Annotated in this window: 28 protein-coding genes, 1 tRNA gene and 1 other RNA gene; 10 read left to right on the forward strand and 20 right to left on the reverse strand. The window is 47.7% G+C overall.

Annotation, left to right across the window (positions count from 1 at the left end; translation table 11 throughout):
- The 3 genes from hisF to tatB are packed head-to-tail and all read left to right on the forward strand — an operon-like array spanning window position 1 to window position 2,312.
- Window positions 1-756, forward strand: a complete 756-nt coding sequence (hisF, locus tag N2245_RS12880) for an imidazole glycerol phosphate synthase subunit HisF (RefSeq protein WP_494537135.1) — start codon at window positions 1-3, stop codon at window positions 754-756.
- Complete coding sequence (hisI, locus tag N2245_RS12885; RefSeq protein ID WP_494537136.1) at window positions 732-1,634, forward strand: phosphoribosyl-AMP cyclohydrolase; 903 nt, start codon at window positions 732-734, stop codon at window positions 1,632-1,634. Before hisF ends, hisI begins: the two co-directional genes overlap by 25 nt.
- Window positions 1,635-1,658: 24 nt before the next feature.
- Window positions 1,659-2,312: a Sec-independent protein translocase protein TatB gene (gene tatB, locus N2245_RS12890; RefSeq protein WP_494537137.1), complete on the forward strand. Its 654-nt coding sequence runs from the start codon at window positions 1,659-1,661 to the stop codon at window positions 2,310-2,312.
- 62 nt (window positions 2,313-2,374) lie between these two features.
- Here tatB and N2245_RS12895 read toward each other — a convergent pair whose 3' ends face one another.
- The 8 genes from N2245_RS12895 to N2245_RS12930 form a co-directional block, all read right to left on the reverse strand.
- Window positions 2,375-2,917, reverse strand: coding sequence for a DoxX family protein (locus N2245_RS12895; RefSeq protein WP_494537138.1), 543 nt, complete (start codon window positions 2,915-2,917; stop codon window positions 2,375-2,377).
- 80 nt (window positions 2,918-2,997) lie between these two features.
- Complete coding sequence (locus tag N2245_RS12900; RefSeq protein WP_494537139.1) at window positions 2,998-3,486, reverse strand: VOC family protein; 489 nt, start codon at window positions 3,484-3,486, stop codon at window positions 2,998-3,000.
- Window positions 3,487-3,577: 91 nt separating this feature from the next.
- Entirely contained in the window at window positions 3,578-5,764 is a 2,187-nt protein-coding gene (locus tag N2245_RS12905; RefSeq protein ID WP_494537140.1) for a S8 family serine peptidase, read from the reverse strand.
- Window positions 5,765-5,911: 147 nt separating this feature from the next.
- Window positions 5,912-6,868, reverse strand: coding sequence for a TIGR03557 family F420-dependent LLM class oxidoreductase (locus N2245_RS12910; RefSeq protein WP_494537141.1), 957 nt, complete (start codon window positions 6,866-6,868; stop codon window positions 5,912-5,914).
- A 126-nt stretch (window positions 6,869-6,994) separates the two neighbouring features.
- The gene (locus N2245_RS12915; protein WP_494537142.1) at window positions 6,995-7,648 is read right to left on the reverse strand and encodes a class I SAM-dependent methyltransferase; all 654 of its coding nucleotides are present in this window, start codon (window positions 7,646-7,648) and stop codon (window positions 6,995-6,997) included.
- A 34-nt stretch (window positions 7,649-7,682) separates the two neighbouring features.
- Entirely contained in the window at window positions 7,683-8,120 is a 438-nt protein-coding gene (locus N2245_RS12920) for an acyl-CoA thioesterase (RefSeq protein ID WP_494537143.1), read from the reverse strand.
- A 25-nt stretch (window positions 8,121-8,145) separates the two neighbouring features.
- A complete protein-coding gene (locus N2245_RS12925; RefSeq protein WP_494537144.1) occupies window positions 8,146-9,237 on the reverse strand; it encodes a sigma-70 family RNA polymerase sigma factor in 1,092 nt (363 codons plus the stop codon).
- Window positions 9,238-9,443: 206 nt separating this feature from the next.
- Entirely contained in the window at window positions 9,444-10,523 is a 1,080-nt protein-coding gene (locus N2245_RS12930) for a M24 family metallopeptidase (RefSeq protein WP_494537145.1), read from the reverse strand.
- Between the two features lie 105 nt (window positions 10,524-10,628).
- Between N2245_RS12930 and folP the strand changes: the two genes are divergently transcribed.
- Genes folP through N2245_RS12955 form a run of 5 tightly spaced genes read left to right on the forward strand, consistent with a single transcriptional unit; the run spans window position 10,629 to window position 15,361 of the window.
- Window positions 10,629-11,774, forward strand: a complete 1,146-nt coding sequence (folP, locus tag N2245_RS12935) for a dihydropteroate synthase (protein WP_494537146.1) — start codon at window positions 10,629-10,631, stop codon at window positions 11,772-11,774.
- 16 nt (window positions 11,775-11,790) lie between these two features.
- Window positions 11,791-12,606, forward strand: coding sequence for a lipoate--protein ligase family protein (locus N2245_RS12940; protein ID WP_494537147.1), 816 nt, complete (start codon window positions 11,791-11,793; stop codon window positions 12,604-12,606).
- 15 nt (window positions 12,607-12,621) lie between these two features.
- Window positions 12,622-13,062 (forward strand): 3-hydroxyacyl-ACP dehydratase FabZ, encoded by a 441-nt coding sequence (gene fabZ / locus N2245_RS12945; protein ID WP_494537148.1) that lies wholly within the window; start codon window positions 12,622-12,624, stop codon window positions 13,060-13,062.
- A gap of 3 nt (window positions 13,063-13,065) precedes the next feature.
- Window positions 13,066-14,163: a glycosyltransferase family 9 protein gene (locus tag N2245_RS12950; RefSeq protein WP_494537149.1), complete on the forward strand. Its 1,098-nt coding sequence runs from the start codon at window positions 13,066-13,068 to the stop codon at window positions 14,161-14,163.
- Window positions 14,147-15,361, forward strand: coding sequence for a 6-phosphofructokinase (locus tag N2245_RS12955; RefSeq protein ID WP_494537150.1), 1,215 nt, complete (start codon window positions 14,147-14,149; stop codon window positions 15,359-15,361). The genes N2245_RS12950 and N2245_RS12955 overlap by 17 nt, the downstream gene beginning before the upstream one ends.
- Here the strand turns inward: N2245_RS12955 and N2245_RS12960 are convergent.
- The 11 genes from N2245_RS12960 to N2245_RS13010 all read right to left on the reverse strand — a co-directional run bounded on the left by N2245_RS12960 (window position 15,358) and on the right by N2245_RS13010 (window position 23,527).
- The gene (locus N2245_RS12960; RefSeq protein ID WP_494537151.1) at window positions 15,358-15,636 is read right to left on the reverse strand and encodes a hypothetical protein; all 279 of its coding nucleotides are present in this window, start codon (window positions 15,634-15,636) and stop codon (window positions 15,358-15,360) included. The two genes, N2245_RS12955 and N2245_RS12960, sit on opposite strands and share 4 nt — an antisense overlap.
- Window positions 15,637-15,723: 87 nt before the next feature.
- Entirely contained in the window at window positions 15,724-16,101 is a 378-nt protein-coding gene (locus N2245_RS12965; RefSeq protein WP_494537176.1) for a zinc ribbon domain-containing protein, read from the reverse strand.
- 72 nt (window positions 16,102-16,173) lie between these two features.
- Window positions 16,174-16,503 (reverse strand): cyclic-di-AMP receptor, encoded by a 330-nt coding sequence (locus N2245_RS12970; protein WP_012874634.1) that lies wholly within the window; start codon window positions 16,501-16,503, stop codon window positions 16,174-16,176.
- On the reverse strand, window positions 16,500-17,150 hold the full coding sequence (gene tmk / locus N2245_RS12975) for a dTMP kinase (RefSeq protein WP_494537152.1): 651 nt from the start codon (window positions 17,148-17,150) through the stop codon (window positions 16,500-16,502). Before tmk ends, N2245_RS12970 begins: the two co-directional genes overlap by 4 nt.
- 1 nt (window position 17,151) lies before the next feature.
- Window positions 17,152-18,816, reverse strand: coding sequence for a R3H domain-containing nucleic acid-binding protein (locus N2245_RS12980; RefSeq protein ID WP_494537153.1), 1,665 nt, complete (start codon window positions 18,814-18,816; stop codon window positions 17,152-17,154).
- Between the two features lie 22 nt (window positions 18,817-18,838).
- Window positions 18,839-19,774, reverse strand: coding sequence for a hypothetical protein (locus N2245_RS12985; protein WP_494537154.1), 936 nt, complete (start codon window positions 19,772-19,774; stop codon window positions 18,839-18,841).
- A 198-nt stretch (window positions 19,775-19,972) separates the two neighbouring features.
- Window positions 19,973-20,479 carry a MogA/MoaB family molybdenum cofactor biosynthesis protein gene (locus N2245_RS12990; RefSeq protein WP_494537155.1) on the reverse strand — a complete coding sequence of 169 codons (507 nt, stop codon included), beginning with the start codon at window positions 20,477-20,479 and terminating at the stop codon, window positions 19,973-19,975.
- Window positions 20,472-21,194 (reverse strand): lysophospholipid acyltransferase family protein, encoded by a 723-nt coding sequence (locus N2245_RS12995; RefSeq protein ID WP_494537156.1) that lies wholly within the window; start codon window positions 21,192-21,194, stop codon window positions 20,472-20,474. The genes N2245_RS12990 and N2245_RS12995 overlap by 8 nt, the downstream gene beginning before the upstream one ends.
- Window positions 21,185-21,901 (reverse strand): (d)CMP kinase, encoded by a 717-nt coding sequence (gene cmk / locus N2245_RS13000; protein WP_494537157.1) that lies wholly within the window; start codon window positions 21,899-21,901, stop codon window positions 21,185-21,187. Before cmk ends, N2245_RS12995 begins: the two co-directional genes overlap by 10 nt.
- On the reverse strand, window positions 21,835-22,596 hold the full coding sequence (locus tag N2245_RS13005) for a pseudouridine synthase (protein WP_494537158.1): 762 nt from the start codon (window positions 22,594-22,596) through the stop codon (window positions 21,835-21,837). Before N2245_RS13005 ends, cmk begins: the two co-directional genes overlap by 67 nt.
- Window positions 22,589-23,527 carry a D-alanyl-D-alanine carboxypeptidase family protein gene (locus N2245_RS13010; protein WP_494537159.1) on the reverse strand — a complete coding sequence of 313 codons (939 nt, stop codon included), beginning with the start codon at window positions 23,525-23,527 and terminating at the stop codon, window positions 22,589-22,591. The genes N2245_RS13005 and N2245_RS13010 overlap by 8 nt, the downstream gene beginning before the upstream one ends.
- Before the next feature lie 138 nt (window positions 23,528-23,665).
- On the opposite strand from N2245_RS13010, the gene smpB reads away from it, so the two are divergent.
- Window positions 23,666-24,151 carry an SsrA-binding protein SmpB gene (gene smpB, locus N2245_RS13015; RefSeq protein ID WP_012874643.1) on the forward strand — a complete coding sequence of 162 codons (486 nt, stop codon included), beginning with the start codon at window positions 23,666-23,668 and terminating at the stop codon, window positions 24,149-24,151.
- A 15-nt stretch (window positions 24,152-24,166) separates the two neighbouring features.
- Window positions 24,167-24,522: a transfer-messenger RNA gene (ssrA, locus tag N2245_RS13020) on the forward strand.
- Between the two features lie 217 nt (window positions 24,523-24,739).
- Here the strand turns inward: ssrA and N2245_RS13025 are convergent.
- A tRNA-Leu gene (locus N2245_RS13025) sits at window positions 24,740-24,821 on the reverse strand.
- Window positions 24,822-24,837 lie beyond the last annotated feature (16 nt).

Here is a 24,837-nt window from a genome sequence, read left to right on the forward strand (position 1 = left end):
ATGCTCACGAAGAGAGTGATACCCTGTATGGATGTGAAAGATGGTAAGGTGGTGAAGAACTACCGGTATTTTACCCCTTTGCCTGATGTAGGCGATCCGGTGGAGTTAGCATCTATATATAACTCCCAAGGTGCAGACGAACTCATGTTTCTGGATATAACAGCCTCAGTGGAGGGGAGAAAACTCATAATCGACCTTGTCAACCGCGCCGCAAACGAGATCTTCATACCACTTACTGTTGCTGGTGGAATTTCTTCGGTAGAAGATATGCACAGGGTATTGCGAGCTGGTGCGGATAAGATAGCTATAAACACTGCAGCAGCCTGGAACCCTGACCTCATCACGGCTGGTGCTGAGCGTTTTGGTAGCCAGTGTATAGTGGTGGCGATTGATGCCAAGAAGGAAAATGATGATTGGTATGTGTATACCCATGGCGGACGAAACCCCACAGGTAAGAGAGCTGTAGACTGGGCGCGTGAAGCTCAGGATAGAGGTGCGGGTGAGATCCTGCTAACTAGTATCGACCGTGACGGCACGGGAGAGGGCTACGATCTAGATCTACTTGACGTTGTTGCCTCTGCTGTTTCAATCCCAGTTATAGCTTCTGGTGGGGCATCAACTCCTGACCACTTTGTAGAGGCGATTCGGCACGGAGCGGATGCGGTGCTGGCTGCATCTATGTTCCACTATGGTCACTATACGGTATCCCAGGTAAAAAAGAGGATGAGTGAATGTGGGATACCAGTAAGGCTGTAAATATCGTTGATATGTTCCAGTATGATGAGCAAGGTCTACTACCAGTGGTAGTACAGGATGCTGCTACCCTCAAGGTATTATTGGTAGCTTTTATGAACAGAGAGGCGCTAGAACACACGCTATCAACAGGTTTGGTGCATTTCTGGAGCCGCAGCAGGAGGAAGATTTGGCTCAAGGGTGAGACCTCGGGTAGAACCCTGCATGTCAGGGAGTTGAGACCGAACTGCGAGTTAAACTCGCTTCTAATCCTGGTAGACCAGCGCTTGCCGGGGGCATGCCACACAGGTCATTTCTCCTGCTTCTATCGCCTTATTAAGGATGGAGATCTCGTCGAGATCGAGCCCCCGTTATTTGATCCTGAAGATGTATATTCTGATCTGTCTGTACTGTTAGGAGCCTACGATTGGCTTAGTAGACAGCCTACTATAGAAAGCTCGAGTACCTCCAAGATATTGCATGGTGTTGGACCTGATCCTTGGGTTAGGTTATTAGAAGAGTGGCAAGAGCTTCTAGGTGTGCTCGAAGGTACTCATGTGCACAAAGGCTACTATGAGGATGCTAAGTTAGAGGCTTACCAGGTGCTTTATTGGACCTGTCTATGCTACGTGCTCTTGGATGAACGTCCTTCAATTGAAGAGATCCATAGTGCTTTTCTTGATTCTGAGAAACAGGAAATTTCCCAGATAGAGCACCTCATTGCCATTGGTAATAGGGAACATAGCAGAAAGAACAGATTACTAATTTACTGGCGTGCTCTGGGAACTGCTTGTCGTCTAGCTGGGTTAGATCCTATGGAAGTAGTTAGATCAGATCTGCACGACCTCTTGTCTAAGGATTACATGGCGGCTTTTGTAGGTGAGGCTTCCGGCTCAAGATGATATAATGCCGCATGGAGGTAGCCTATGTTCGGTATCGGCCCTATGGAGATGTTGGTAATAGTTATAATCGCGCTTATCGTTCTCGGCCCAGAGAAATTTCCTGAGGCCGGCAGGACGGTTGCGCGTATGATAAGAGAGTTTAGAAGCGCTACCGATAGCGTGACTCGCGAGCTCAGCCTTTCTTTGAACGATGAGCCAAGGTATGGCGACAATAACTATAACCACTCTAATAACTCTGTGCTCGATGAGGATATAGATACACAAAAGGTAGAGGCTGAGCTAATCGAAGAGGAGAACCCCATATACCAAGAGTCATCCTTCCAGTCTGGTTCTGAGGAGCTTGCCTCTCAAGATCCTCCAGCGGACATATATTCTTCAGCTAACGAAGAGGCAACATCTACTGAGAGTTCTGAGGATGAGGTCGAAAAGGTTCTTAGAGAGATCGAGAGGCAGCACTCAGTTGGATCTAATTCTCTTGATGGAGAGATCAAGATCAAGCCTGCTGAAGGGCACGTAGCTTGGGGTGATCATTATCATCGTTTGCCGGATACTTCTACTCCTGAGTTCCACGAACCAGATGTTACAGGATCTACCAAGGGAGCCTCGACCCCGGAAGATTACGCGAATAATCTTGATTTGCCTGATTTGCCTAGTAGGCCCAAGCTTCCTCCTATATAGTCAGGAATAAAATACGAGCAGGTAAGCTAGAATGCACAATACCCTGCTCGTATTTTTGGAATCTATTCGGCAGCTTGCTCTTGCTTGGTTTCTTGAGCCTGTTGTCCACTTTGCTGGCTAGCCAGCATCTCACTAGTAATCTTGGCATAAACGACGGTGCTCAGTATGCTTGCAAGCCCTGCAGCAAAGATCCACCTAGGAAGCTTTATCCCTAGTGCGTGATCAAGTGAGTACTTGCCTGGTCCCGCAAGGGCCATAGCAGTAGCTACTGCTATATTTGTAACCGGCAGTTCCGCTCCTCCTGCTGAAACCCAGATGGGCTTACCCCAGTGAGCTTTGGCTGTTGCCATAGACATGGCACCTATAATTCCTAATGGCCCCAGAGGATTCATAAGGCCTAATGCTGTGAGCGCGCCCCCACCAAACTCAGCAAGCCCTGCAAGCCAGGCCCAAGCCTTGCCTGGCTTTAGTCCCATAGACTCCAACCAACCGGAAGTACCTTCAAGTCCGGGGCCCTCGAACAGTCCAAAGAGCTTCTGGGCACCATGACCAGCCACCAGGGATCCAGTGGTGAGGCGTAGTATCAGTTTGGCGGCATCCTCCATATATGATCCTCCTTTATATTATTTAGTTCGTGACTAAATATTAGCAAGAGATATGCCTGAAGGATAGCCGATATTGACTGTTACTTTTGGATTTCGGACAACAGGCTGTCTACATTGAGTGGTCGAGTGTAGAAGTATATCTTACCGTTTGTTGTTGGCCATTCGGTTCGATCACGGTCCCATGCTAGCTCGATGCCGTTCATGTCTGGATCATGGGTGTATATGGCTTCGTGGGTACCGTGATCTGAGGCACCATCTATTGGCCAGTTATACTGCAATAGCCTTTCAAAGATAATTGCCAGGTCTTTCCGCTTGGGGTAGTTGATAGCGAAGTGATAAAGACCTGTAGATCCTAATGGTGGTGGAGTGCCACCGAGACTCTCCCAAGTGTTTATGGCTATATGATGGTGATATCCACCAGCAGAAAGAAACGCTGCACTTGATCCCATCTTGGCTACGAGTTCAAATCCTAGTAGCTCTTGGTAAAACCAGAGAGATCTTTCAAGATCCGAGACTTTAAGGTGGACATGCCCTATTCTTGTGGACGAAGGTACTACGTAGTCTGACATTGTAATTATCCTTGGGTTGTTTCTATGCCCCCGAATAACTGCAGGGCACTACCTTATGGTAGTGCCCTGCAGTTATTTTACAACAAACGACTTACTTTATTACAGTAAGTATCTCAGCATGAGCTATTTCGACACCGTTTGAGTATATCCGGAGCGTAGCCTCGTGGAAACCAGTAGGAGCTCCTTTACTAGCTTTCATGTTCACCCTAATGCTGCCCTGATCTCCATTTGCCAGTGTAGAACTGGAGATATTGGCAGTATAAGTCACCCCGCTGCCAGTCACATCAGTAATCTGTACGCTAAGTCCTGTTAATGTAGTACCGCTTATATTAGCTATAGTGACTGTCTTGCTGCTGCTTTGCCCAGATCCTGATGGTACGAGCCCAAAGGTTATGCTTACTGGATCTAGAGCTACCTTGGCATTTACAGCAGCCAGCAGATCTTCGCGACCGGCACCTCGGATCAGGGAATCTCTGACTATAGTAGTACCGTCTATGTAATCCTTTAGCACGTCATCATTAGCTGTGTTTGTGATGGCGGACCGGATCTGCCATGAGCTCCAATCTGGATGCTGGCTCTTGATCACGGCCGCAGAACCCGCTAGATGTGGAGCTGACATTGAGGTTCCTTGATAGAACGCCCAACAGCCCAGATCTCCGCAATCGCCAGGTATGGAGCTCAGCACGTTCACCCCAGGAGCCACAACATCTGGCTTGATTCTGTAATCGACCCTGGTCGGTCCCCACGAACTGAAGCCCGCCATGATATCCACGCTATCTGTAAGGAAGTAGCTTAGGGAAGCCGATATTGTAGTGCTATTACCATCAGCATCCAGAAGCTCCTGGCCGGCCCCTCTCGAGATCATATAGGCGGGTATGGTTGGCTGGTTGGGTGTGCCGTCCTGCCCCATAGCTACTGGGTCACCGGCTACATTATTGGCCACTAGCGCTGCTATAGCTCCAGCCTGTTGTACGTTTCTGATCTTAGTAGAGAAGGAACATACGCCTCTAGATATCAATGCTATCTGTCCCGACAGATCGCGCTGAGGTACCGTACATGCCGTATCGAGATTGCCATTGGATGTAACTACAGCAAGAGGTGCTGTAAGATCTTCTGATACTGTGGCGAAATCGCCTGCAGCAGCACCAAAGGTTCCCTTACCATCTACAGTCACAGGTGCTCCCACAAAATGAGGCACAGTGCTGGCTCCTGCTGTGAGGGCCCTTTCAGCGGACCCTGGAGAACCACCTGTGAAGTATCCTGGGCCATTATTGCCCATCGACACCGTTATCACCATATTGGCACGATCTAGATTATCAACTGCTTGGGTCAGTAGATCCTGAACTCCTCTGTAGCCGCCTCCCAAGCTCATATTAGCTATATCGAATCCGTCTCTATAGGCTGTTTCCAGGGCATTTAGTATGTCCTCTGATCTAGCACTACCAACCGTGCCAGGGAAGACGTTGTAGTTGCCCAGTAGAGCCCTTGGAGCCACACCTGATACCCTATAGGGAATGTCGACGCCATTGACGTTTGCAGGTGTGTCCAGATTACAAGCTACGGTTCCAGCTACGTGGGTGCCGTGAGTATCGATGGCTTTTGGTGTAAGTCCCTGTACCTTAGCCTTGTTATAAAATACCTTGGCTACGATGACCTTGTTATTGGTGAACCTGGTATCACCTAACTGTCTTTGCTGTGGATATCCTGCGTCGTTGAAGCATGGATGGTTTATGTCTATTCCAGAGTCAATTATGGCTACCTTGATGCCTTCTCCAGCATTAGCTGGCCCACCGCCTTGTGCCCACGCCTGTTGTGCATTGATGATGCTGAGATCTGGATCATTAGCATCTGTAGGATAGTAAAGGCCCTCGTACTCAACACTCTGTACCAGCGGGGACTTACGTATTGTTTCTAGGCTTGTCCCATTTAGTTTCACAGCTACTGCGTTGAGTGCGAGGTCATATTCTCCTGTGACTCTAGCACTAGGTGCATTCTCTCGTAACCAGCTCTTGAATTCGTTCCTTCTCTCTGCTAACAAAGCTCGGTATGATTTGACTTGCGAGCTATTGAAGTTTATCTTCTTTCCCTGAGGTGGCTTAGTCTTTGAATAAGTTGAGAGTGGATCTCCAACTAACTGAACCAGTGCGTATTCGGTGGTGTAACTCGGTTTACTAGTAGTGCTATCCGAAGTTTGTTTCCCATACGAGATCGAAAAACCGGACAGCGCTATGGCTAGACATACTACTAACCAAATCCACAACCTTGCTTTTGTTTTCATCTTCTAACCCCTCGCTTTTTAAATTCCCCTTATCCAGCTTGAGAATAGTTAGTAGCATACAACATTTATGAAATAAATCAATAGTAAATGCAGCCAAATATCCCCCGACTGCTTTGCTATTGATTAGGAGGATCGGAATAGAGGGGGCTACTGTAATCTTGGAAAAATATGCTTCTGATAGAATCTTATAAACCCCTCTTGATTAGGTCCCACTTGATGTACATATACGTGGGTATAGCCTGCGTCCAACATTTGTTGTATAGCTGCTAAATGGTCCTCTGGATTTGAGCTGCACGTTATCGACTTGGCTACATCCTGTTCGGTCACCATACTAGCTGCCTGCTCAAAGTGAATTGGTAAGGGTAGTTCTTGGGTCAAGTCGCCCTTCAGAGCTCCATTAGGCCACCATTCATAGGCTGTTTTGATAGCCTCTTCGGTGCTCTCCGCCCAACAGACGGTCAATTGCCCATACTTAGGTTTGTCTGCACCACCATTTTTGTTAAAGGTATCAATGGGTTTGCTACTAGGGCCAACGCCTATAAAGCCGTCACCTATGCTAGCTGCCACTTGTGCACTATGAGTGCCAGATGCGGCGATCATTATCGGAGGGAGCTGTTCGGGCAAGGTATAGATACGTGCATTTTCTACCTTAAAGTACTTCCCGTAGTGGCTTTTGTATCCTCCTTCCCATAGCTTTCTTATGATCTCTACGGCCTCCTGGAGCATATCCAGCCTTATCTTTGGTTCAGGCCAGTGCTGTCCGAGTATGTGTTCGTTCAGGTTCTCTCCTGTGCCTAGTCCCAGGAAAAACCTACCAGGCATCATATCGGCTATCGTGGCTGCAGCTTGAGCTATGATTGCAGGATGATATCTCAAAATGGGACAGGTAACTCCAGTCCCAAGTATCAGCTTGTCTGTTGCCTGTGCTATTCCTCCAAGTACGCTCCATGCAAAAGGGCTTTGCCCCTGTTTGTCCGTCCAAGGGTGAAAATGGTCTGAGATAAGGGCGAACTCAAACCCTGCCTCTTCTGCCATCTTGGCATATCTTATTAGGTCGTTAGGTCTGTGTTCCTCACATGAGAGGGAATATCCAACATTTGCCATTTCGAATCCTCCATGTACCTCACTTACCGGCTTCAATGGGTGCTGTAAAGAAAGCTTGATAGAATCGAATTTTGCAATATACATGCCATTGTCTTAGGGCTGGTTTGGGATCTCTTGAGAGTATGTCTAATTGGAGAGCTTTTCGAGGACCAGCATGTGGACAAGGCTCTTGTTGTTTTGCCGCGTAATGCGTCTGCCTACGAAATACTTTCTGTAAGGAACTTTATCGTAGATACGAGCTGGACATGTGTTGTATCCAAGAATACTAAATACCTTGATAAGTACCCTGTTGTACCAACTCGTCGGCAGCAGCTCTGCCGAGAGCACTATCACATATCTGCCGTTTTCCCTAAGGACGCGATGAACCTCTCTGAAGGTATCTTCCTCCAGGATATATTCCGTAGGAAAAGTACTGATTACCGTGTCAAAAGATGCATCAGGAAATGGCATCTTTTGTACCCTGCAGACTATAAGTCTAGAGTTTGTGAGCTCTTCTGGCAGCCTCTTTTTAGCCAGAGCATGCATTCTAGTGGAAGGATCAATGCCTGTTACGGAGTAACCAAGTGAGTACAGAGTGGCAAGCAGCCTGCCTGTGCCAAAACCTATTTCTAAGACCTCTTTGCCTCGTATGTAATCTAGAGCATATAGTCGCCATGTGTTCCACTGTCCAGCGGATACTAAAAAACTGATTGGATCATATATAACAGCTAGACAGTTATACAGCGCGGGGAATATAACCTGCCTTAGGGTTGTTCCGAAGATGCGTTGAACTGTGTTCATTTGAGACATGAAGATTCCTTTGGGTCAAAGGACATCAATGTACAGCATCGTAAGAAAGCTCTCGTGCAGCTTCCTGTAGCCTTTGCCATAACTCGGGCATACGGTCCAGCCGAAGTACCTTGTTATCCTTGCTTATGAAGGGATGTACCGTATAACCTGTGACTAATGGTTCATTTTGTTCGGCCAGAGTAATTCGGTAGTCAAATCTGATTCTAGTCCTTGTGAGTTCTCCCACATAGGTCCAGATATCGAGTAGCTGTTCATATACAGCAGGCTTATGGTAACGCGCATAGACCTCTATTACGGGTAGCAGAATGCCCAAAGATTCTATTTCACTGTAGGGCATACCATGCTCACGCATTGCATCTGACCTACCTGCTTCAAACCATTCTATGTAACGTGTATGATATACAACACCACTTTGATCAGTATGTGCGTATCTTACCCTTACTTGAGTCTTGTGTGCGGCCAACTATGCCTATACCTCCAGATGAGTATCAACGTTCCTCCATATATTCGGCGAGCTTTCTTATAGCGGGCCCTCTGCGGAGTTTTTCAAGTGCCTGCTTCTCTAATTGCCTCACTCGCTCGCGGGTAACTCCTAGTTCTCTCCCTACTTTCTCTAGCGAATAAGTATGACCATCACCAAGCCCATACCTTAGCTGCAACACGCGTTTCTCGCGAGGGGTAAGCACTTCATCCAGCACTCTATCCATCTCGGTTTTGAGTACCTCATCAGTAGCTTCTTCCTCAGGATTGGCTCGAACGTCAGGGACAAACTCCCCAAGAGTACTATCTGCTTCCTCACCAACAGGTGTATCGAGAGATACAGGTTGCTGTAAGTACCCAAGAAGTTCTCTTACTCGCTCTGGGCTGGTGCCAGCCCTCTCCGCGATCTCTTCAGGCGTGGGCTCGCGATTTACGGTCTGTGAGAGCTGCTGCCTTATCCTGTTAATTCTATTAAGTTCTTCATTTATGTGAGCCGGAAGCCTGATTTCTCTGGACTTATCACCTATAGCACGTGTAATGGCTTGCCTAATCCACCAAGTAGCGTATGTGCTGAACCTGTGTCCTTTGCGCCAGTCGAACTTTTGAACGGCTCGCATCAGACCGATATTGCCTTCCTGTATTAGGTCTAGCAAAGGCAGACCTCGCCCTACGTATCTCTTGGCTATACTTACTACTAGACGAAGGTTTGCCAGCACGAACCTTTGTAGAGCTTCGGTATCGCCCTTCTCTATTCTCTTAGCTAGCTCGATCTCCTCCTCAGGAGTAAGAAGAGGTACAGATCCTATCTCTCGAAGGTAAATCTTGACAGCGTCAGTGAGATACCCATCATTCTCTAGTTCTTCTAGGGTTTGATCCAGATCTTCCTCTGGGCTAGCTTCTGCTTCTGTGGTTTCTTCGGGAAGAACCTCTATCCCTTCCTGAATGAGAGCATCACTAACTTGGTTAAAGCACTCAATGTTATCTTCGGCCTCGGGAACAAGCTCGAAGACATCTCTTTCAGTTACATGCCCCTTGCTCTTCCCAAGGGCGATCAATCTTTTTATGGCTTCTTCAAGCTCGGTATTCGTTTTCTGCGCCATGGTCGACCCCTCCTAATGCTATGGGTCATAGGGTTACGAAACTAGGCCTAGTTCTGCAAGAGATGTACCAATTGGGTTGAAGCAACATGCTTAATCCCTCGTAATCAACAATTGAATTGTAACTTATTAGTTTATCACCGTGTACGTGTAAGGTCTGCTGTTAGCGTATCTATCCTGCCTTCCCCCAATACAAGCACATATCAGGACTAGACTTCTATGAGCTCTCTTGTTGCCAGGTTTAAACGCTCGGCACCTTGTTGCGTTACTACCACTATGTCCTCTATCCTGACTCCAAACTTACCAGGGATATATACCCCGGGCTCGATGCTAAAGACCATACCTTCTTGAAGCTGTAGATCACTATCTGGAGTTATGTATGGCGGCTCATGTACATCCAATCCTAGTCCATGACCAGTACGGTGTATGAAGAATTTGTCTAACCCCAGCGATCTGAGGTGATCCCGAGCAGCCCTATCTACCTCTCCCGCTGGAGCCCCTGGTTTCACTGCTAGGAAGGCTAGCTGCTGTGCTTCCTTAACAGCGTTGTAAACTTTCAGCTCTTCTTCGTCAACTCTCCCAACATGTAGTGTACGAGTTATGTCTGAGTTATAGCCCATCAAAGGACCGCCGTAATCGAATATGACCATGTCCCCCTCTGATATCACCCTGGAAGAAGGAGAGTGGTGTGGCGAAGCGCTGTTAGGCCCAGAGGCTACTATGTTAAAAGCTATATCCTCGGCGCCTTCTTCTAAGAGCAAATCAGATACTATCTGAGCCATCTTACGTTCGGTGAGTCCCCTGGGATCAATCGTCAAGATCCTTTCCCATACACGGTCCACCAACTTGCCAGCCTGTTTCATGAGCTCTATCTCTTCGGCGGTCTTTATCAGTCTCATCGGTGCGAGTATTGTGCTTGCAGGTATCCACCTAACATGCTTTATATCTTCCTGTAATGTTAGGAGGAAGATGCTCCATAGCTGGTCCCCTACTGCTATCGTCCCTGCCCCCTTTGCAGCTAGCTCTTTTGAGATTAATTTGGTAGGAGATTCTAATTCCTTCCAAATTACAAGGCTTAGTGATGGGGCAGTAATCCTGCTTGCCTCCAGCTCAGGAATGTATAGCTTAGGGTCGGCATGTGCAAAGACTAGCAGGGCGGTCAACCTCTCGCTTGGATGAATGTTGTAACCAGTGAGGTATAGGAGGTCCGATCCTGGCCCTAGAATCAGAGCATCTATCCCGCGATCTCTCATTACTTGTTGAGCTCTTTCTATCCTATTCCTGTACACTTGCCACCTCCTTGTGGAGCAATTATTGGTCTACAGCTTATGGTTAGTCAACTAAGTGCATGTCTGTCATTTAGTTATGGTATACTGCCCGCCAGAGGGAAACCGATGAAATTTATTGTTCGTAGAATAACCCCAAGACCAGATGTCATTAGGGCTGAGGCTAGCAGGTTGGGGGCAACGATCAGTACGGAAGAAGATTACCAGCCTGTAGTTCTCAAAGTGTTGTCGGAAAAAAGCTTAGATGATGCCATTCTCAGATATGCTGAGAATGAAGGGCTCACTGTCTTGAGTGGAAAAGAGGGAGCCCTGGTGATAGGCAGCTCTCAGAGATGTGAATGGTGGGCTGGGCGTTTAGCCAGTTCCTATAAAGACCTTTCAAGGCAGATTCGTAATGTCCTAAGGATGAATACACCTAGTGTGCTATCCGCTAGGGACAAGACTATAGAGCTAGGATCTCGCACCCTAGTTATGGGGATTGTCAATATAAGCCCTGATTCTTTCTCCGGCGACGGCTTGGAGGATGTATCAGCTGCAGTATCTCGGGTGGAAACTTTTTTAGATCAAGGAGCAGATATTATCGATATAGGCGCGATGAGTACCAGGCCGGGATCAGAACCTATCCCAGAGGAAGAGGAAGCAAGCAGGCTCAAAGACCTGATATCTCGGATTAGGCCTATGACTGATGTCCCTATCTCAGCGGATACCTACCGCTTGAGGCCTGCACAGGCTGCTCTGGAAGCAGGAGCAGATATCATCAACGATGTATCTGGCCTGCGCGATCCAGAAATGGCCAAGCTGGTAGCTGCTTATGAAGCTGGTGTGGTTGTGATGCATATGAAGGGCACACCGAAAGATATGCAGGACAATCCTCAATATGAGGATCTCATCAGCGAGATCTATTCTGAACTGGAAGCCGGGGTGAATAGGGCGCTGGATTCAGGGGTGCGTAGGGAGTCTATAATTATAGACCCTGGTATAGGTTTCGGGAAGACTATCGAGCATAATCTGGAGATAATTGCTCGTCTTGGAGAGTTCAAGTCAATGGGTTATCCTGTGCTGATAGGCACTTCTAGGAAGGGGTTTATCGGCAGGATAACCGGTAAAGATCCTCAGGAGAGAAAGTTCGGCACGGCCGCAACCGTAGCACTTTCCATTGCTGCTGGAGCTGATATAGTGCGGGTGCATGATGTTGAGCAGATGCTTGACGTGTGCCTTGTGGCTGATGCGATAGTGCGAAGGGAATTCCTATAGGAGTACACCTTCTGTCATGCAAAGCTGGCGTCTGATATTAGATCGTGCTTGCGATGGGGCTACCAATATGGGCATAGATGAGGCCATACTAGCGGCCGTAGATGAAGGCAAGTCTCCTCCTACTATAAGGATCTATGGTTGGTTACCTGGCTGCTACTCATTAGGAAGATTTCAACCATATTCTGACCTAAACGAGGATGCAAGATCTGTTCCCGGTATAACGTGGGTAAGACGGCCTACCGGAGGTAGAGCGCTTTATCACAGCACGAGTGAAGTTACGTATAGTATAGCAGCGCCTCTATCTGATGAACGGGTGAGCGGTTCAGTAACCGAGAGTTACAGGAAGATATCCTCTTGCCTGGTTGCTGGTCTAAGACTCCTGGGAGCAGATGTACAGCTTGCCCCTAAGGGTGATACCAGGTTGCTTAGGACTAATCCTGCCTGTTCTACAATACCATCACAATACGAGCCAACTTATATGGGACGTAAGCTGATAGGTAGCGCTCAGACTAGGACAAGGAAAGCCCTTCTCCAACATGGTTCGATACCACTGCTGGATCCTCAATATAAGCTGTTTATGGGGCTGAGCTTTCCGGATAACGATACTAGACTATTAGCTTTTCAGTCCAGCAAAAACAGGGCAACCTGCCTACAGGAGGTGCTTGGTTATATACCCGAAAGAGAAGACGTAGAAAAAGCCCTGATTGAGGGGTTCAGTCTTGTCTGGCAGTTACAGTTGTATGTAGGTGACCTCACGAGCTACGAAAGACAGCTCGCAGGGCAACTGGCAAACGACAAGTACAGATCCCTAGAATGGTCCTGTAAGAAATAGCGTTTGGAGGTTACTGTGCTTGAAGCTGAAGAAATACAGAAAATAATTCCCCATAGATATCCATTCATCCTGGTAGATAGAATTATCGAGATAGAATATGGAGTCCGTGCGGTAGGTATTAAAAACGTCAGTGCCAATGAACCTTACTTTCAAGGGCACTTTCCTGGTATGCCTATAATGCCAGGTGTGTTACAGGTGGAAGCTTTGGCTCAGGTGGGTGCTGTGGCCATACTTGGAATGGAGGAAAACCGGGGCAAGCTTGCCTACTTTGCAGGTATAGACGATGTGAGGTTCAGAAAGCCAGTTAAGCCCGGAGATGTACTTACTCTTGAGGTGGTTCTGGACAGGGTCAGGGGAAAGATTGGTACAGGTAAAGGAGTAGCCAGGGTGGGTGATACCGTCACTACTGAGGGGAAGTTTATCTTTGCTCTAGGCGACTGGCCTGGGAGTGAATAGTATTTGAACAGGCGTCTACTTATCGTCAAACTAGGAGATCTGGGCGATACAGTCATATTAACTGCTGCTGTGGATGCAGCTAGCTCTTGCCTGCCCGAATACAGCATAGATGTTTTAATTGGTAGTGCTGGAGCTGAGGTATTTGTCTGTGATGAACGAGTCAACGAGGTAATAACATTTGATCGGAAGCTCATAGAAGGTCTTAGAGCTTTCACGCCTTGGTCGATCATCGCTTGGATAAAGCTTTTATGGTCCGTATACAGACGACACTACGATATCGTCATTTTTGCCCATCATATGACTACTTTTCTAGGTACTCTTAAGTTGTTCTCGATAGCAATTGCATCAGGTGCGTCTCTTAGGGTTGGTATTGATAATGGTAGAGGATGGTTTCTCAATGTTTCCCTGCCTGACCAGGGTTTTGGAGCCAAATGTGAGGGAGCTTATTGGAGAGATTTAGTACTAGCATTGGCGCCTTGTGCAAGTGGTGGCAGTTTGAGCATGAAGGTCTGTCCGGAGGCTTATGCCAAGGCTGATAGATTATTAGGAACTAACACAGCTAGACCATTAATAGCTGTGCACCATGGTCTGGGAGGATGGATCCCAGGACGCGCATGGCGTGCGGAGCTTTACGCCAAAGTGATTGATCAACTACATCAAGTTCTGGGTGGTAGCTTCATCCTTATTGGAGGTCCTGAAGAACTAGGAGGGGCCGAGGAGGTAATCAAGGTCTCAAGGACGGAGCTGATAAACTTAGTTGGTAAGACTAGCGTGCAAGTTCTAGCTGCAGTGCTTTCTAGATGCGACCTTTATATAGGTCCCGATTCCGGTCCTATGCATGTGGCTGAGGCTGTGGGTACTAAGATAGTCTCGCTATGGGGGCCCACTAATGAGAAGGCTTGGGGCCCGTGTGAGGAAATAGGTGCACCGCCCTCTATGTGTATAAGGGCACCTAACAGGCCGAAGCCTTCTCTATATGTAGGGCATAAAATGGGTAGCGTTTCTCAAGCCCAGGATCTTGGAGATATAGATCCCGAGGTTGTAGTGGATGCTGCCATAAGATTATTGAAGAGCGGAGGTAAAGTTGGCTGTAAAAGGTAACCTGATAGTAGGTCAATCTGGTGGCTGTACGGCGGTGATAAACTCTAGTTTGGTTGGAGTGGTTCAGGCGGCCCTGAAGAATCCTGCTGTCGGGGAAGTTTACGGTATGTTACATGGTGTAGAAGGTTTGTTTCGTGGCGAGGTCGTAGACTTGCGGGCTGAGCCTGAGAGTGTATGGGAAGAAATCAAGAAAACACCATCTGCTGCACTAGGTTCTAATCGTTACAAACTCTCTGATGACGATATAGATCGAGCTCTACAGATCCTACGCTCTCTGGACGTAAGGTTCTTTATTTATATAGGCGGTAATGATTCCGCGGATACGACTCATAGGATAGCTTTAGCAGCTCAAGCAGCAAACTATGAATTATATGCAGTAGCTGTGCCAAAGACTATAGATAACGACCTTCCATACACTGATCACTCTCCTGGCTATGGAAGCATAGCTCGGTTTATCTCCACAGTTACCCAGGAGATTGGTCTAGATACTGAAGCCATGCGTAGGGTAGATCCAGTCAAGATCCTCGAGGTTATGGGGAGGGATGCTGGATGGGTAGCTGCCTCATCGATCCTCGGTAAGGTCAGAGAGACAGACGCGCCACATCTTATATACGTACCTGAACGACCGTTAGTTAGAGAGAGGTTTCTAGAGGATGTTGAGAATTGCTATCGGAAGTATGGCTATGTGCTGATTGTAGTTGCTGAGACAGTACGAGATGAGAACGGTAACCATATAGCTAGGGTTGACCCAGTATTTAGTCAAGATGCTTTCGGCCACAAGTATATCTCAGGCACCGCAGCTTATCTTGCTGATCTTGTGAGTCGTGATCTAGGACTAAGGGCCCGGTATGATAAACCGGGCACCATCCAGAGGATGTCTATGTCGATGGCTAGCCAGGTAGATCTAGAAGAGGCTTATATGGTGGGACAATATGCTGTAGAAGAAGCTACCAAGGGCACTACCAATCGCATGGTAACTATAGAACGAATATCAAACGATCCCTATATGAGTAGACCTGGTATGGTAGAGCTCGAGAAGATAGCTAACCAGCAAAAACTTTTACCTGAGGAGTATATCTCTCCGGAGGGTAATTTCGTTACAAAGGCGTTTGTGGAGTATGCCATGCCCCTTATTGGTGGGAGTGCGGTAAGTTTTCCGCGCCTGCAAGGCAAGAGAATAGCACTAAAGACGATCTAGGCTTTTTGGTAGGTAGAGTCTGCGTGCTCGTCCCTTTCTCTACGCTGGGTAGATGTCAAGCCGCACTCCGAGAGAAAGTCTCCTAGATGCCTCCAGCGGCAGAAGTAAAACACATATCTGCCTTGGTCATCTATCTGTGACCTGCTAAGTCGCAGGGGAAGTATGTGGCTGCTCTCTACCTCACTCTTGCTCCAGCGTTCCTCAATATAGAAGTGGTCTTCGGGCAGGGGATGTCCACATATTGCGCACTGTCGGGAGGTGTCTGTGTTATGCATAATGTGACCTCCGGCCTCGGGAATATATACGCTATGTGGACAGTAATTATAAGACATAATGTAACTTATTTCTATATCACAGACTTGTTAGTTCTCTAGGTCCTCAAGCTGATGGCCACAGTAAGGGCATATGTTCCATGTAATTCGGACCGACCGTCTGCAGTTTGGGCAAGTGCTTTTAAGATCTAATCCGCAGATTGGGCAGTATTTGAACTCCGGTTGTGCGCGTGTCTTGCACCTTGGACATAGTTCCACTTCGGAGACTTTAGCAAGTGATTCTCTTTCTCTGAGTTTTATCAAGCGTACCTGCTCGAGGGTATAGCTGGGGCGCAACATCAAGTATATCAACCATCCTACTAGGAAGGTGGCTGCTACTAGGATAGTTGAAAGAATAGGGACCAGTATGTTATTAGATCTACTCTGCGAGTCCTTGTACGTCCAAAGGGCTAGTGCTATCCATATCATGGCTATGAATGCCCCAGCAAGAGCCAGCCCCAGCCGTACAAGCTCGTATAAGCTGGTGGTCACTTTCGGTACTTATATGCGCACGTATCTTTCTACAGGCAGGACGAATATAGTTGCGCCGCCCACCTCTACCTCAATAGGCCCGGTAGGTAAGTATTCGCCAGACTCAATAGCCGGGATCGAGGGGCTTACTAATCGAGTTCGGGTTTTACAAGTCTGCGACAGAATAGTGATGACCCTATTCACCCGCTCGTCTTCTACCCCTATGAAGACGGTAGCGTTACCTTCTCGGAGGAATCCTCCAGTTGAGTTGATGAGCGTTGCTCCTATCTCTTCACGGTTGAGTGCATCTAGCAGTGCATTGGTATCTCGACTGCTGATAATTGCAATGACTAACTTCAAACCTTCCCTCCTATACGAGATTGTAGCTTCTTGTTGACGATCTCGATTATAGTCCTATGGATATCTTCGATGCGCCCTGTGGCATCTATTACATAGAACCTTGAACTGTACTCCTTAGCCAGAGATAAGTAGGCTTCTCTAACTCTCTGATGAAACTCTAACTCTCTGGCATCCATAGAGTTCCAGCCGCTTTCTGCCCCTCTGGACAAATCAGTTCTCCGTCTTCTCAGTCCTTCTTCCGGGCTTAAGTCTAGGTAGAAAGTTATGTCCGGCTCCAAGCCTTCAGTCCCTAGCTGTATAGCTCTTTCTACTTCGTCCCTTGGTATCCCATCACCCCCCCATTGATAAGCCCTGGTGGAGTCAGCGTATCTGTCGCATATTACTATCTTACCTGAGTCTATTGCAGGCTTGATGACATGCCTGACTAACTGTGCTCTTGCGGCAGAGAATAACAGGAGAATGCACTTAGGGTCAAGATCTTTGCCTAAAGGTCCAAGCAGTATCTTTCGAATCTCTTCACCTACGAGTGTGCCTCCAGGCTCACGGGTTAGTACTACTCTACATTGCAGTGTTTCAAGGGCAGTGGCGAGTATTCTAGCTTGAGTAGTTTTGCCACTGCCCTCTGGTCCTTCAAAAGTTATGAACACCCTACTCCCCTTTGAAGAGGGTTACGCTTCGAAAAGGTTCTTTGCCGCTGCTACGTGACTGGAGGTTATATCTCTCAGCTATCTGGTGCTGCATTCTCCTTATGGAGTGTGTTTGAGGAGATAATTTGACAGCTGGAACCTCGTCATTCAGGATCTTCTGTGCTGCTTCCTCGGCTTCGTATTGAGCTGACAGTACTGGGTCTACTGGAATCGGTATATGAAACAAGCTGGACAGCAGGCGCTCTATATGCGTAGCGCTATTAGTTCGTAGTACGTATACAGACTTGCCTCTAGTTCCAGCATCCTTTATAGCTGGAGGAGCTTTTCTATAGTAGTTATCTACCGTAATGATTACTTCTGCCTCGTCAAGGTTCTTGACTATTATGATAGGTACTCCCATCCTGATAGCTGCCTGCTCCAGCTTGTTGCGGCTTACACCGAAAGGATAGACCTTCTTCGGTTTGATTATAGGTTCCTGGGCCTCGGGCGGTATTTCCTCACTTTCCTGTTTGACGTTTTTTGGGATGTGCTGTGTCTCAGTAGTTTCAGTAGTTAATGAGACACTTTTTCTATCGATTCCACTGTCCATCCTGTTTTCGAGGCGTCTGGAGGGACGCTCCTGGAAATATGAAGCTACTCCTCTTTCGATGTGTACTTTGCCAGTAGCATCTCTCCATCTGACCTCTGGCTTGATCTCGTAGCCACGAAGGATAGCGTCCACCGTCTCAGCTACATCTGGATGTATAGCTACCCTATCTCTATCTTGTATCTCTACAAGGATATTAAAGGTCGGAGGAGCTTTGCGCTCAAGGATGCTCTTCTGGGTGCCCCTGCGCTTAGCCTCTTCGTCACCTAATGTAACGGACTGTATACCGCCTATCAGATCTGATAGGGTAGGGTTCATCATCAGGTTCTCTAGCGTATTACCGTGTGCTGTACCTATCAGCTGTACTCCTCGCTCAGCTATAGTACGTGCCGCTGCTGCCTCAAGCTCAGTACCTATCTCATCGATTATGATCACCTCGGGCATGTGATTTTCCACAGCCTCTATCATCACAGCATGCTGCATGCTGGGTGTAGGTACCTGCATTCTTCTTGCACGCCCAATGGCTGGGTGTGGTATATCGCCATCACCAGCTATTTCATTGCTAGTATCGACTATTATCACGCGTTTTCTCAGGTCTTCTGATAGTACCCTTGCTACTTCACGCAGCATGGTGGTTTTACCAACACCAGGACGGCCAAGTATCAGGATGCTCTTGCCGGTCTCTACTAGGTCACGGATGATGTTTATCGTGCCCATAACCGCCCGGCCTACTCGACATGTGATACCAATCACGTCTCCCTTACGGTTGCGTATAGCGCTTATGCGATGCAGGGTTCTCTCGATTCCCGCTCTGTTATCGTCCCCAAAGCTTCCGATCCTGCTTATGACATATCGTAGATCCTCATGGGTTACCTCATTATCCCCTAGGGTAACCTCTCTATGTGGAAACCTAGCTTCAGGTAGCCTGCCAAGGTCCATTACCACCTCGATTAAGTCAGGGAGGTCAGGCATCTCCTTGAGAGGCCTACTGATACGAGGTGGAATAGCCGCAAGCATGGCATCCAGATCATCTGTTACTGTGTATTCTTCGTTGTGTTCGTATCTCAGTTCGTGCACCATAAGCACCTCATTATTGACATAACTAGATTATAGCGTCTTTTTGTGTAGTATCTTTCTTCCGGAAGAAGCCTGTTTGGAGGGCTGCCGGGTTTGTTTCGACTGACGGTACTGTTTGGTTATCTTTAGATTTGACGAATGCTGTAGTGTACAGGACAAGCCGTAATTGGTTATGTAGGAGAGAGAACCCTTCATCATTTAATAAACACTCCAATTCGTCCTGATGTTCCCTGACTGTACAATAAACCTGAACATGTCCTATTTGCGATATCTTGTTGATACCCAGGTTTAGGGCTAGGCGCAAGCTCTGCTCTAACTCTGGGATTTCTGGATCATAGAAGAAATTCAGAATATAGTTTCTTTTCACACTTTTTAGATTACCGTATACAGCGAGGTTACCTTCTGTGTCTCGCACAATCCATTCCTTGTGCTGGGTCTTCTCAATATGATTGCGTTTCCACACGCTCGGGGTCAGGCCATCAGCTCTTCTTATTGTTGCGGGTTCTGTATAGTTATAGAGCCTCCATGCATCCCATATGTCCTGCTCAGCTAGGCTAGTTTCAGGTATAGCCGAACTGGATCCTGCATTGAATATCTCACGGCTGAATACTTTTTCTTCAGTGACTCTAGTGAAGCCTAGACTTACCAATACCTCCACAAGAGGGTCATCCTCCGCCACTTTGGCTACTACCTTCTGTTTGCCCTCCCTTACAGCCCAAGCACACACAGAAGACAACAGCTTTTCTCTGTAGGTTTCTGTTTTAGGAGAATAATTTCCAAAATCCCCGAGGGCTATAAGGTGCAGCGTGTCCTCGTTCTGCGTTGTACGGGTGTAGCATATGCTTCTTATATGTGTTGGGGTAGTGTAGGCGAAAGCTCGGTAGTGCTTTCTCATGGGATATAGCGAAGACTTGAGAGCAAAAACTACTGGAGAGAAGCCTCTAACCGAGGTTTCTGGCATATCTAGCGACGTGAGTCGCTGGCGCCTGATTAGATACGGTAGGTCCGTGATATGAATGGGCCTTATCAATCTTGCCCCACTAAATATTTACCTAACACTAGAGTGTATCCGAATAAGCTACCCACTTTCAAATTTTAACTAATAGTAATTCCTCTACACAGTATTTTATGGAAAATCTAATGCTGCATTGTAGAGATTCTAGTTACTTTCTGGTTGTGGATAGCAATCTTCTTCATCTCCTGAGAGCTTTTCTAGCGCGTGCACTAAAGCTGGTATGACAGCAGAAAGAGATTCCCTTACACCCTTAGGACTGCCTGGCAGATTTATAATTAGGGTGTCGGATCTTACTCCGGCAACTGCTCTCGAGAGCATTGACATGGGGGTATGCTTCAATCCCTCCAATCTCATTGCCTCTGCTATACCTGGTACCTCATAGTCAATGATCTGCAGTGTTGCATCAGGTGTAACGTCTCTGGGTGACAGTCCTGTGCCTCCGGTGGTCAATATGAGATGAACGTCCTCCCGGGTGGATAGCGTCAACAAGGTTGAGGCTATCTTGTTTAGATCGTCTGGCACTATTTGATACGAAACGATTTCGATTGGCAGGTCCTTTAACATGTCGCGTATAACTTCCGCGCTCTCGTCCTTCTCTCTGACTCCTGCAAAACCTCGATCCGATGCGGTTACTATTGCAGCTCTAAACATTGCTCTGTTCCTCCCTAGAGGATGGATCTCTCTCAGATTCTTTCTCGAATTTTTCTTCAGAGTATGCCCCACGCATCTCTGGTGGAAGCATTTGAGCTATTCTACTCATGATGTAGTCTGTTACAGCTTTGGCATTTCCTAAATGCTGTATCTCTTCGGGAGAAATAGGTTTTCCTATGATCATCTTTATTCTAGTTCTTGGGTGGAATTTGCGCCCCTTGAAAACTTGGTTGGTACCTATAAATGCTATTGGAACTACAGGCACTTTAGAGCGTATCGCTAGCATCCCTACTCCTGGTAATCCTGGTTGTAGCTTGCCTGTTCTGCTACGGGTGCCTTCGGGGAAAATACCAAAAGGTCTTCCTGAAGCCAATACCTCTTCAGCCTCCCGAAGAGCCCTTCTATCGTACCCTTCACGCTTGATAGGAATGGCTTCAACCCAGTTGAAGAAAGCTGCGGCTATTGGAAACCGCCAGAGCTCCCTTTTAGCCATTACTCGGGGAACACGTGGCAACTGCGACATCAGTAGTGGAGGATCGAGGTTGCTCAGATGATTGGCAGCGGCTATGAATGGCCCTTCTTTGGGGATGTTTTCCTTACCAATGATCTCCAGTTTGACCATTAGAGGGGTAATTATGTGGACTATAATCCACCGGGCTATTATATGTGAGAGTCGATCTTTTGGAGATCGGTTTGTAATATGTTTTACATCCAATGCTCCACCTCTGCTAATACTTCCTGGATATTCTTGCCAGTAGTATCTATTACTACTGCATCCTTAGGTACCCTTAGTGGAGAGGCTGCCCTACTTGAGTCTAGCTTATCTCTGCGGTGGATGTCCGTGAGCACCTGCTCGTAGGTGGTGTTTACCCCTCGAGATAGGAGCTCTCTGTATCTTCGATTGGCTCTCTCCTCTGGTGTGGCGTCTAGATAGATCTTCAGTTGTGCATCCGGCAGGACTACTGTGCCTATATCTCTGCCTACGACTACGCTCGGGCCAGATTTCGCTATACGCCTTTGGTGCTCCAGCAGGGATCGTCTTACTTTTGGGTGTGCTGATACGATTGAGACTATATTTTCGACCTCAGAGGAGCGTAGCCTGTCGGTAACGTCGCTTCCATCAACTATTACCTTATACATAGAGTGAGAAGTTGCAGGCGAAGGTAATACGCTAACCTTCATACTTGATGCAATATTAGCTAGGGCTTCTTCATCTTTGGGATCTACATTCTTCTCGATTGCCTTGAGCGCTAGTGCTCGGTAGAGAACCCCTGTGTCGAAGAATAGATATCCATGTCGGTCCGCCAAAAGCCTGCCTATAGTGCTCTTCCCGACTCCAGATGGTCCGTCTATGGCTATTGTCTGTGGTTTTGCTGAATGTTGGATATCTCTGGAGTTAGCCCCAGCTGACTCCTTAGCCATTTTGCCTCCTGATCGCTTAGTTCTCTGTACTCACCGGGCTTAAGCTCACCTAGGCTCAGCGGGCCCAGTGCAACTCTTATTAGTCTCGTTACGTTGTAACCTAGCGCTGCCAAGGTCCTACGTACCTGCCTCTTTCTACCTTCACCCATCGTGATAAGTAATTTGCTCTCGTTACGGGATCTGCTGATGATTTTGGCATCTAGTGGCTTGCTAAAGCCGTCTTCTAACTCCACACCTTGCAGGAGGTCTTGGAGCGATCTATCCGAGAAATAACCCTCGACCTCCACCATATATTGCTTGTGCACACCATAGCGTGGATGAGTAATCCTTTGAGCAAGCTCTCCATCATTGGTGAGCAGCATCAATCCTTCAGAATCCTTATCAAGCCTCCCAACTGGATAGACACGTTGAGATTGTCCAAGCAGGTCTATAACCGTTTTTCTGCCTCGTTCATCTTTTGCTGTGCTCAGTATGCCTGCCGGCTTATTCAGCAGTATGTACCTCATTTCGGGTTGCTGTCGTACCAGCTTACCATCCACCTTGATCTCGTCTTCGGGACTGACCATTGCTCCAGGTGTGTTGACGATACGACCGTTTACTGAGACTCTACCCTCAGCTATCATTTTTTCCGCTGCTCTTCTGGACGCAACTCCCATCTGTGCGAGCAGTTTGTGTAGACGTATAGGCTCATTCACTTCTGGCCTCCAGATAGTAAGGGTACATCTGAAGGTAGTTTACATGTGCAGTCATCGGCGAAGTTATAGGTAGAACCGACTCTGCGAGGGAGTAACTACTGAACATCCAGTCGAGGATAGCCCTAGTATCAGCAAATCTGTCTTGCGATCCTAATACAACCGCTATAAGCTCTACATTGCCTCTTTTCACGTAAGATACTAGATTCTCTCCAGCTGCAGGCGTAGTGCCTGTTTTGATCCCCTTCATACCAGGATATGTGGGTAATAGATCGTTGGTGGATACCAACGTGTGATATACAGGCTTTCCCCCCAAGTATCCAATTACTCTTGTCCTATAAGTCCCAACTATCGAGGACAGTAGAGGGTTATCAAGCAGCTCCCTCCCCAGTTTGGCTAGGTCCAAGGCTGTTGAGTACTGTCCGGGAGCATCAAAACCGTTGGGAGTCCGAAACACTGTATGGTCTAAACCCAACTCATGTGCCTTAGCGTTCATCTCATCAACGAATACTTGGATACCGTTGTCCCCCACTCCGCCTAGGTACTTTCGTCCTATGTAATCCGCTATTGTTACCGCTGCATCGTTACCGGATGGTATAAGGGCCGCTTTGAGGAGATCTGTTAGGGTTAGCCTTTCTCCCGCACGCAGGTAAGCAGTGGATCCGCCTACAAGGTCACGAGGATATACTTTGATGACCTCTTCTGGATTTGCATACTGTAGAGCGAGGATGGCCGTCATCATTTTGGCGGTGCTGGCCATAGCGAGTTTCTTGTTGGGTTTGTAGGCCCATAGAATCTTACCGGTCTTACGATCCATTACTAGAGCCGATTTAGCAGTTATATTAGGTTCTGGATAGGGCAAGACTACGGCTGCGTTAGATGCGGGTAATGCAGCCCTAGCTGTTGGTACAGGGACGATAACCCCGCCTATCAAGAGCAGAAATACTATAAACAGGAATGAAATACATCTTAGTATTTGGTTGTTATGATCCCTGGACCACATCACAGCGATTATACATTATGTGTTATCATCATACTCTCGGTAGAGAACAGGGGCACTAAGGTAGGGGAAATGTCAAAGACTCAACAATCATCTGCTGAAGGGCAGAAGACTATCGCTGTTAACCGTAAGGCCTTTCATGACTATGCCATAGAAGATAAGATCGAAGCTGGTTTAGCTCTCACAGGCAGTGAGATTAAGTCCATACGTCAGGGCAAGGTGAATCTAAGGGATGCCTATGCTCGAGTCGAAAATGGCGAGGCTTGGGTGTACAACATGCATATATCTCCTTATGAACAAAGTGGGAAGTATTTCAACCATGACCCACTTCGACCTCGCAAATTATTGCTGCATCGCAAAGAGATAGCTAGCTTGGCGGGTAAGCAGCAGATAAGGGGCTATACATTGGTCCCTCTAAGGTTGTATCTTAAGAATGGAATTGCTAAAATAGAAATCGCCCTTGCTAAGGGTAAGCGAGAGTATGACAAGCGTCAGGCTATAGCCGAGCGGGATGCTCAAAGAGAGATCCAGGCGGCTATGAAGCATAGGGTTAGATAGGCACCTTGAAAACATGGGGATGACCGGATTCGACAGGGGTGTAGGGCGCGAAACTGCAGGCCGGGGATGCCTCGACCCCGTGACGAAGGGGCAAGAAAACAACTGCCAACACAGAATACGCTCTAGCCGCCTAATTTAGCTGCGGCTACGTCCACTCAGCTCCCTCTCCGGTGGAGCTGAGATGGGCGTCGAGAAACCGGAGTGCGGCGCTAGTGCTTGCCGGGGCGCGAACGCCTAAGACTAAATCCGGCTGGCTTGAGTAACCCTGCCGGTCGGGAGTACTCAAGCGAGAAGGCAAAGATCGGCTAAGCCTGTAGGATGTTTCGGTCCAAAGCCTCTGGACGGGGGTTCGACTCCCCCCATCTCCACCAGAGCGGGGAATCTTAGATTCCCCGCTTTATTTTTAGCTTCTCAAGCTTGAATTTTTCCGGGGCTGGGAAGCTCTCTCCGGGCCTTAAACCTAGGTAGCCCCATCAACTGGCCTCATATACGATTCCAGCTTGCATAGTGTATAAAAACCAGGTCTATATAAAAATAGCTGGAGGATAATTATCCTCCAGCTTTGTTATGTCTTGTTTGTTTTTTAGGTGCGGAAGGTGGGACTCGAACCCACACGCCTTGCGGCACATGATCCTAAGTCATGCTCGTCTGCCAATTCCGACACTTCCGCGCATAAAAAGTCTATC

The sequence above is a fragment of the Thermobaculum sp. T2p genome (assembly GCF_059335935.1).

Excerpts from the sequence above, each read along its gene's own strand:
- smpB (WP_012874643.1), top strand. The coding sequence starts at position 23,666 with ATGTCAAAGACTCAACAATCATCTGCTGAAGGGCAGAAGACTATCGCT.
- N2245_RS12910 (WP_494537141.1), bottom strand. The coding sequence starts at position 6,868 with ATGGCAAATGTTGGATATTCCCTCTCATGTGAGGAACACAGACCTAAC.
- N2245_RS12895 (WP_494537138.1), bottom strand. The coding sequence starts at position 2,917 with ATGGAGGATGCCGCCAAACTGATACTACGCCTCACCACTGGATCCCTG.
- N2245_RS12965 (WP_494537176.1), bottom strand. The coding sequence starts at position 16,101 with ATGATATGGATAGCACTAGCCCTTTGGACGTACAAGGACTCGCAGAGT.
- tatB (WP_494537137.1), top strand. The coding sequence starts at position 1,659 with ATGTTCGGTATCGGCCCTATGGAGATGTTGGTAATAGTTATAATCGCG.
- N2245_RS12925 (WP_494537144.1), bottom strand. The coding sequence starts at position 9,237 with ATGGCGCAGAAAACGAATACCGAGCTTGAAGAAGCCATAAAAAGATTG.
- N2245_RS12905 (WP_494537140.1), bottom strand. The coding sequence starts at position 5,764 with ATGAAAACAAAAGCAAGGTTGTGGATTTGGTTAGTAGTATGTCTAGCC.
- N2245_RS12980 (WP_494537153.1), bottom strand. The coding sequence starts at position 18,816 with ATGGTGCACGAACTGAGATACGAACACAACGAAGAATACACAGTAACA.
- cmk (WP_494537157.1), bottom strand. The coding sequence starts at position 21,901 with ATGGCTAAGGAGTCAGCTGGGGCTAACTCCAGAGATATCCAACATTCA.
- N2245_RS12940 (WP_494537147.1), top strand. The coding sequence starts at position 11,791 with ATGCAAAGCTGGCGTCTGATATTAGATCGTGCTTGCGATGGGGCTACC.
- folP (WP_494537146.1), top strand. The coding sequence starts at position 10,629 with ATGAAATTTATTGTTCGTAGAATAACCCCAAGACCAGATGTCATTAGG.
- hisF (WP_494537135.1), top strand. The coding sequence starts at position 1 with ATGCTCACGAAGAGAGTGATACCCTGTATGGATGTGAAAGATGGTAAG.
- N2245_RS12915 (WP_494537142.1), bottom strand. The coding sequence starts at position 7,648 with ATGAACACAGTTCAACGCATCTTCGGAACAACCCTAAGGCAGGTTATA.
- N2245_RS12985 (WP_494537154.1), bottom strand. The coding sequence starts at position 19,774 with ATGCCAGAAACCTCGGTTAGAGGCTTCTCTCCAGTAGTTTTTGCTCTC.
- N2245_RS12990 (WP_494537155.1), bottom strand. The coding sequence starts at position 20,479 with ATGTTTAGAGCTGCAATAGTAACCGCATCGGATCGAGGTTTTGCAGGA.
- hisI (WP_494537136.1), top strand. The coding sequence starts at position 732 with ATGTGGGATACCAGTAAGGCTGTAAATATCGTTGATATGTTCCAGTAT.
- N2245_RS12960 (WP_494537151.1), bottom strand. The coding sequence starts at position 15,636 with ATGCATAACACAGACACCTCCCGACAGTGCGCAATATGTGGACATCCC.
- N2245_RS12900 (WP_494537139.1), bottom strand. The coding sequence starts at position 3,486 with ATGTCAGACTACGTAGTACCTTCGTCCACAAGAATAGGGCATGTCCAC.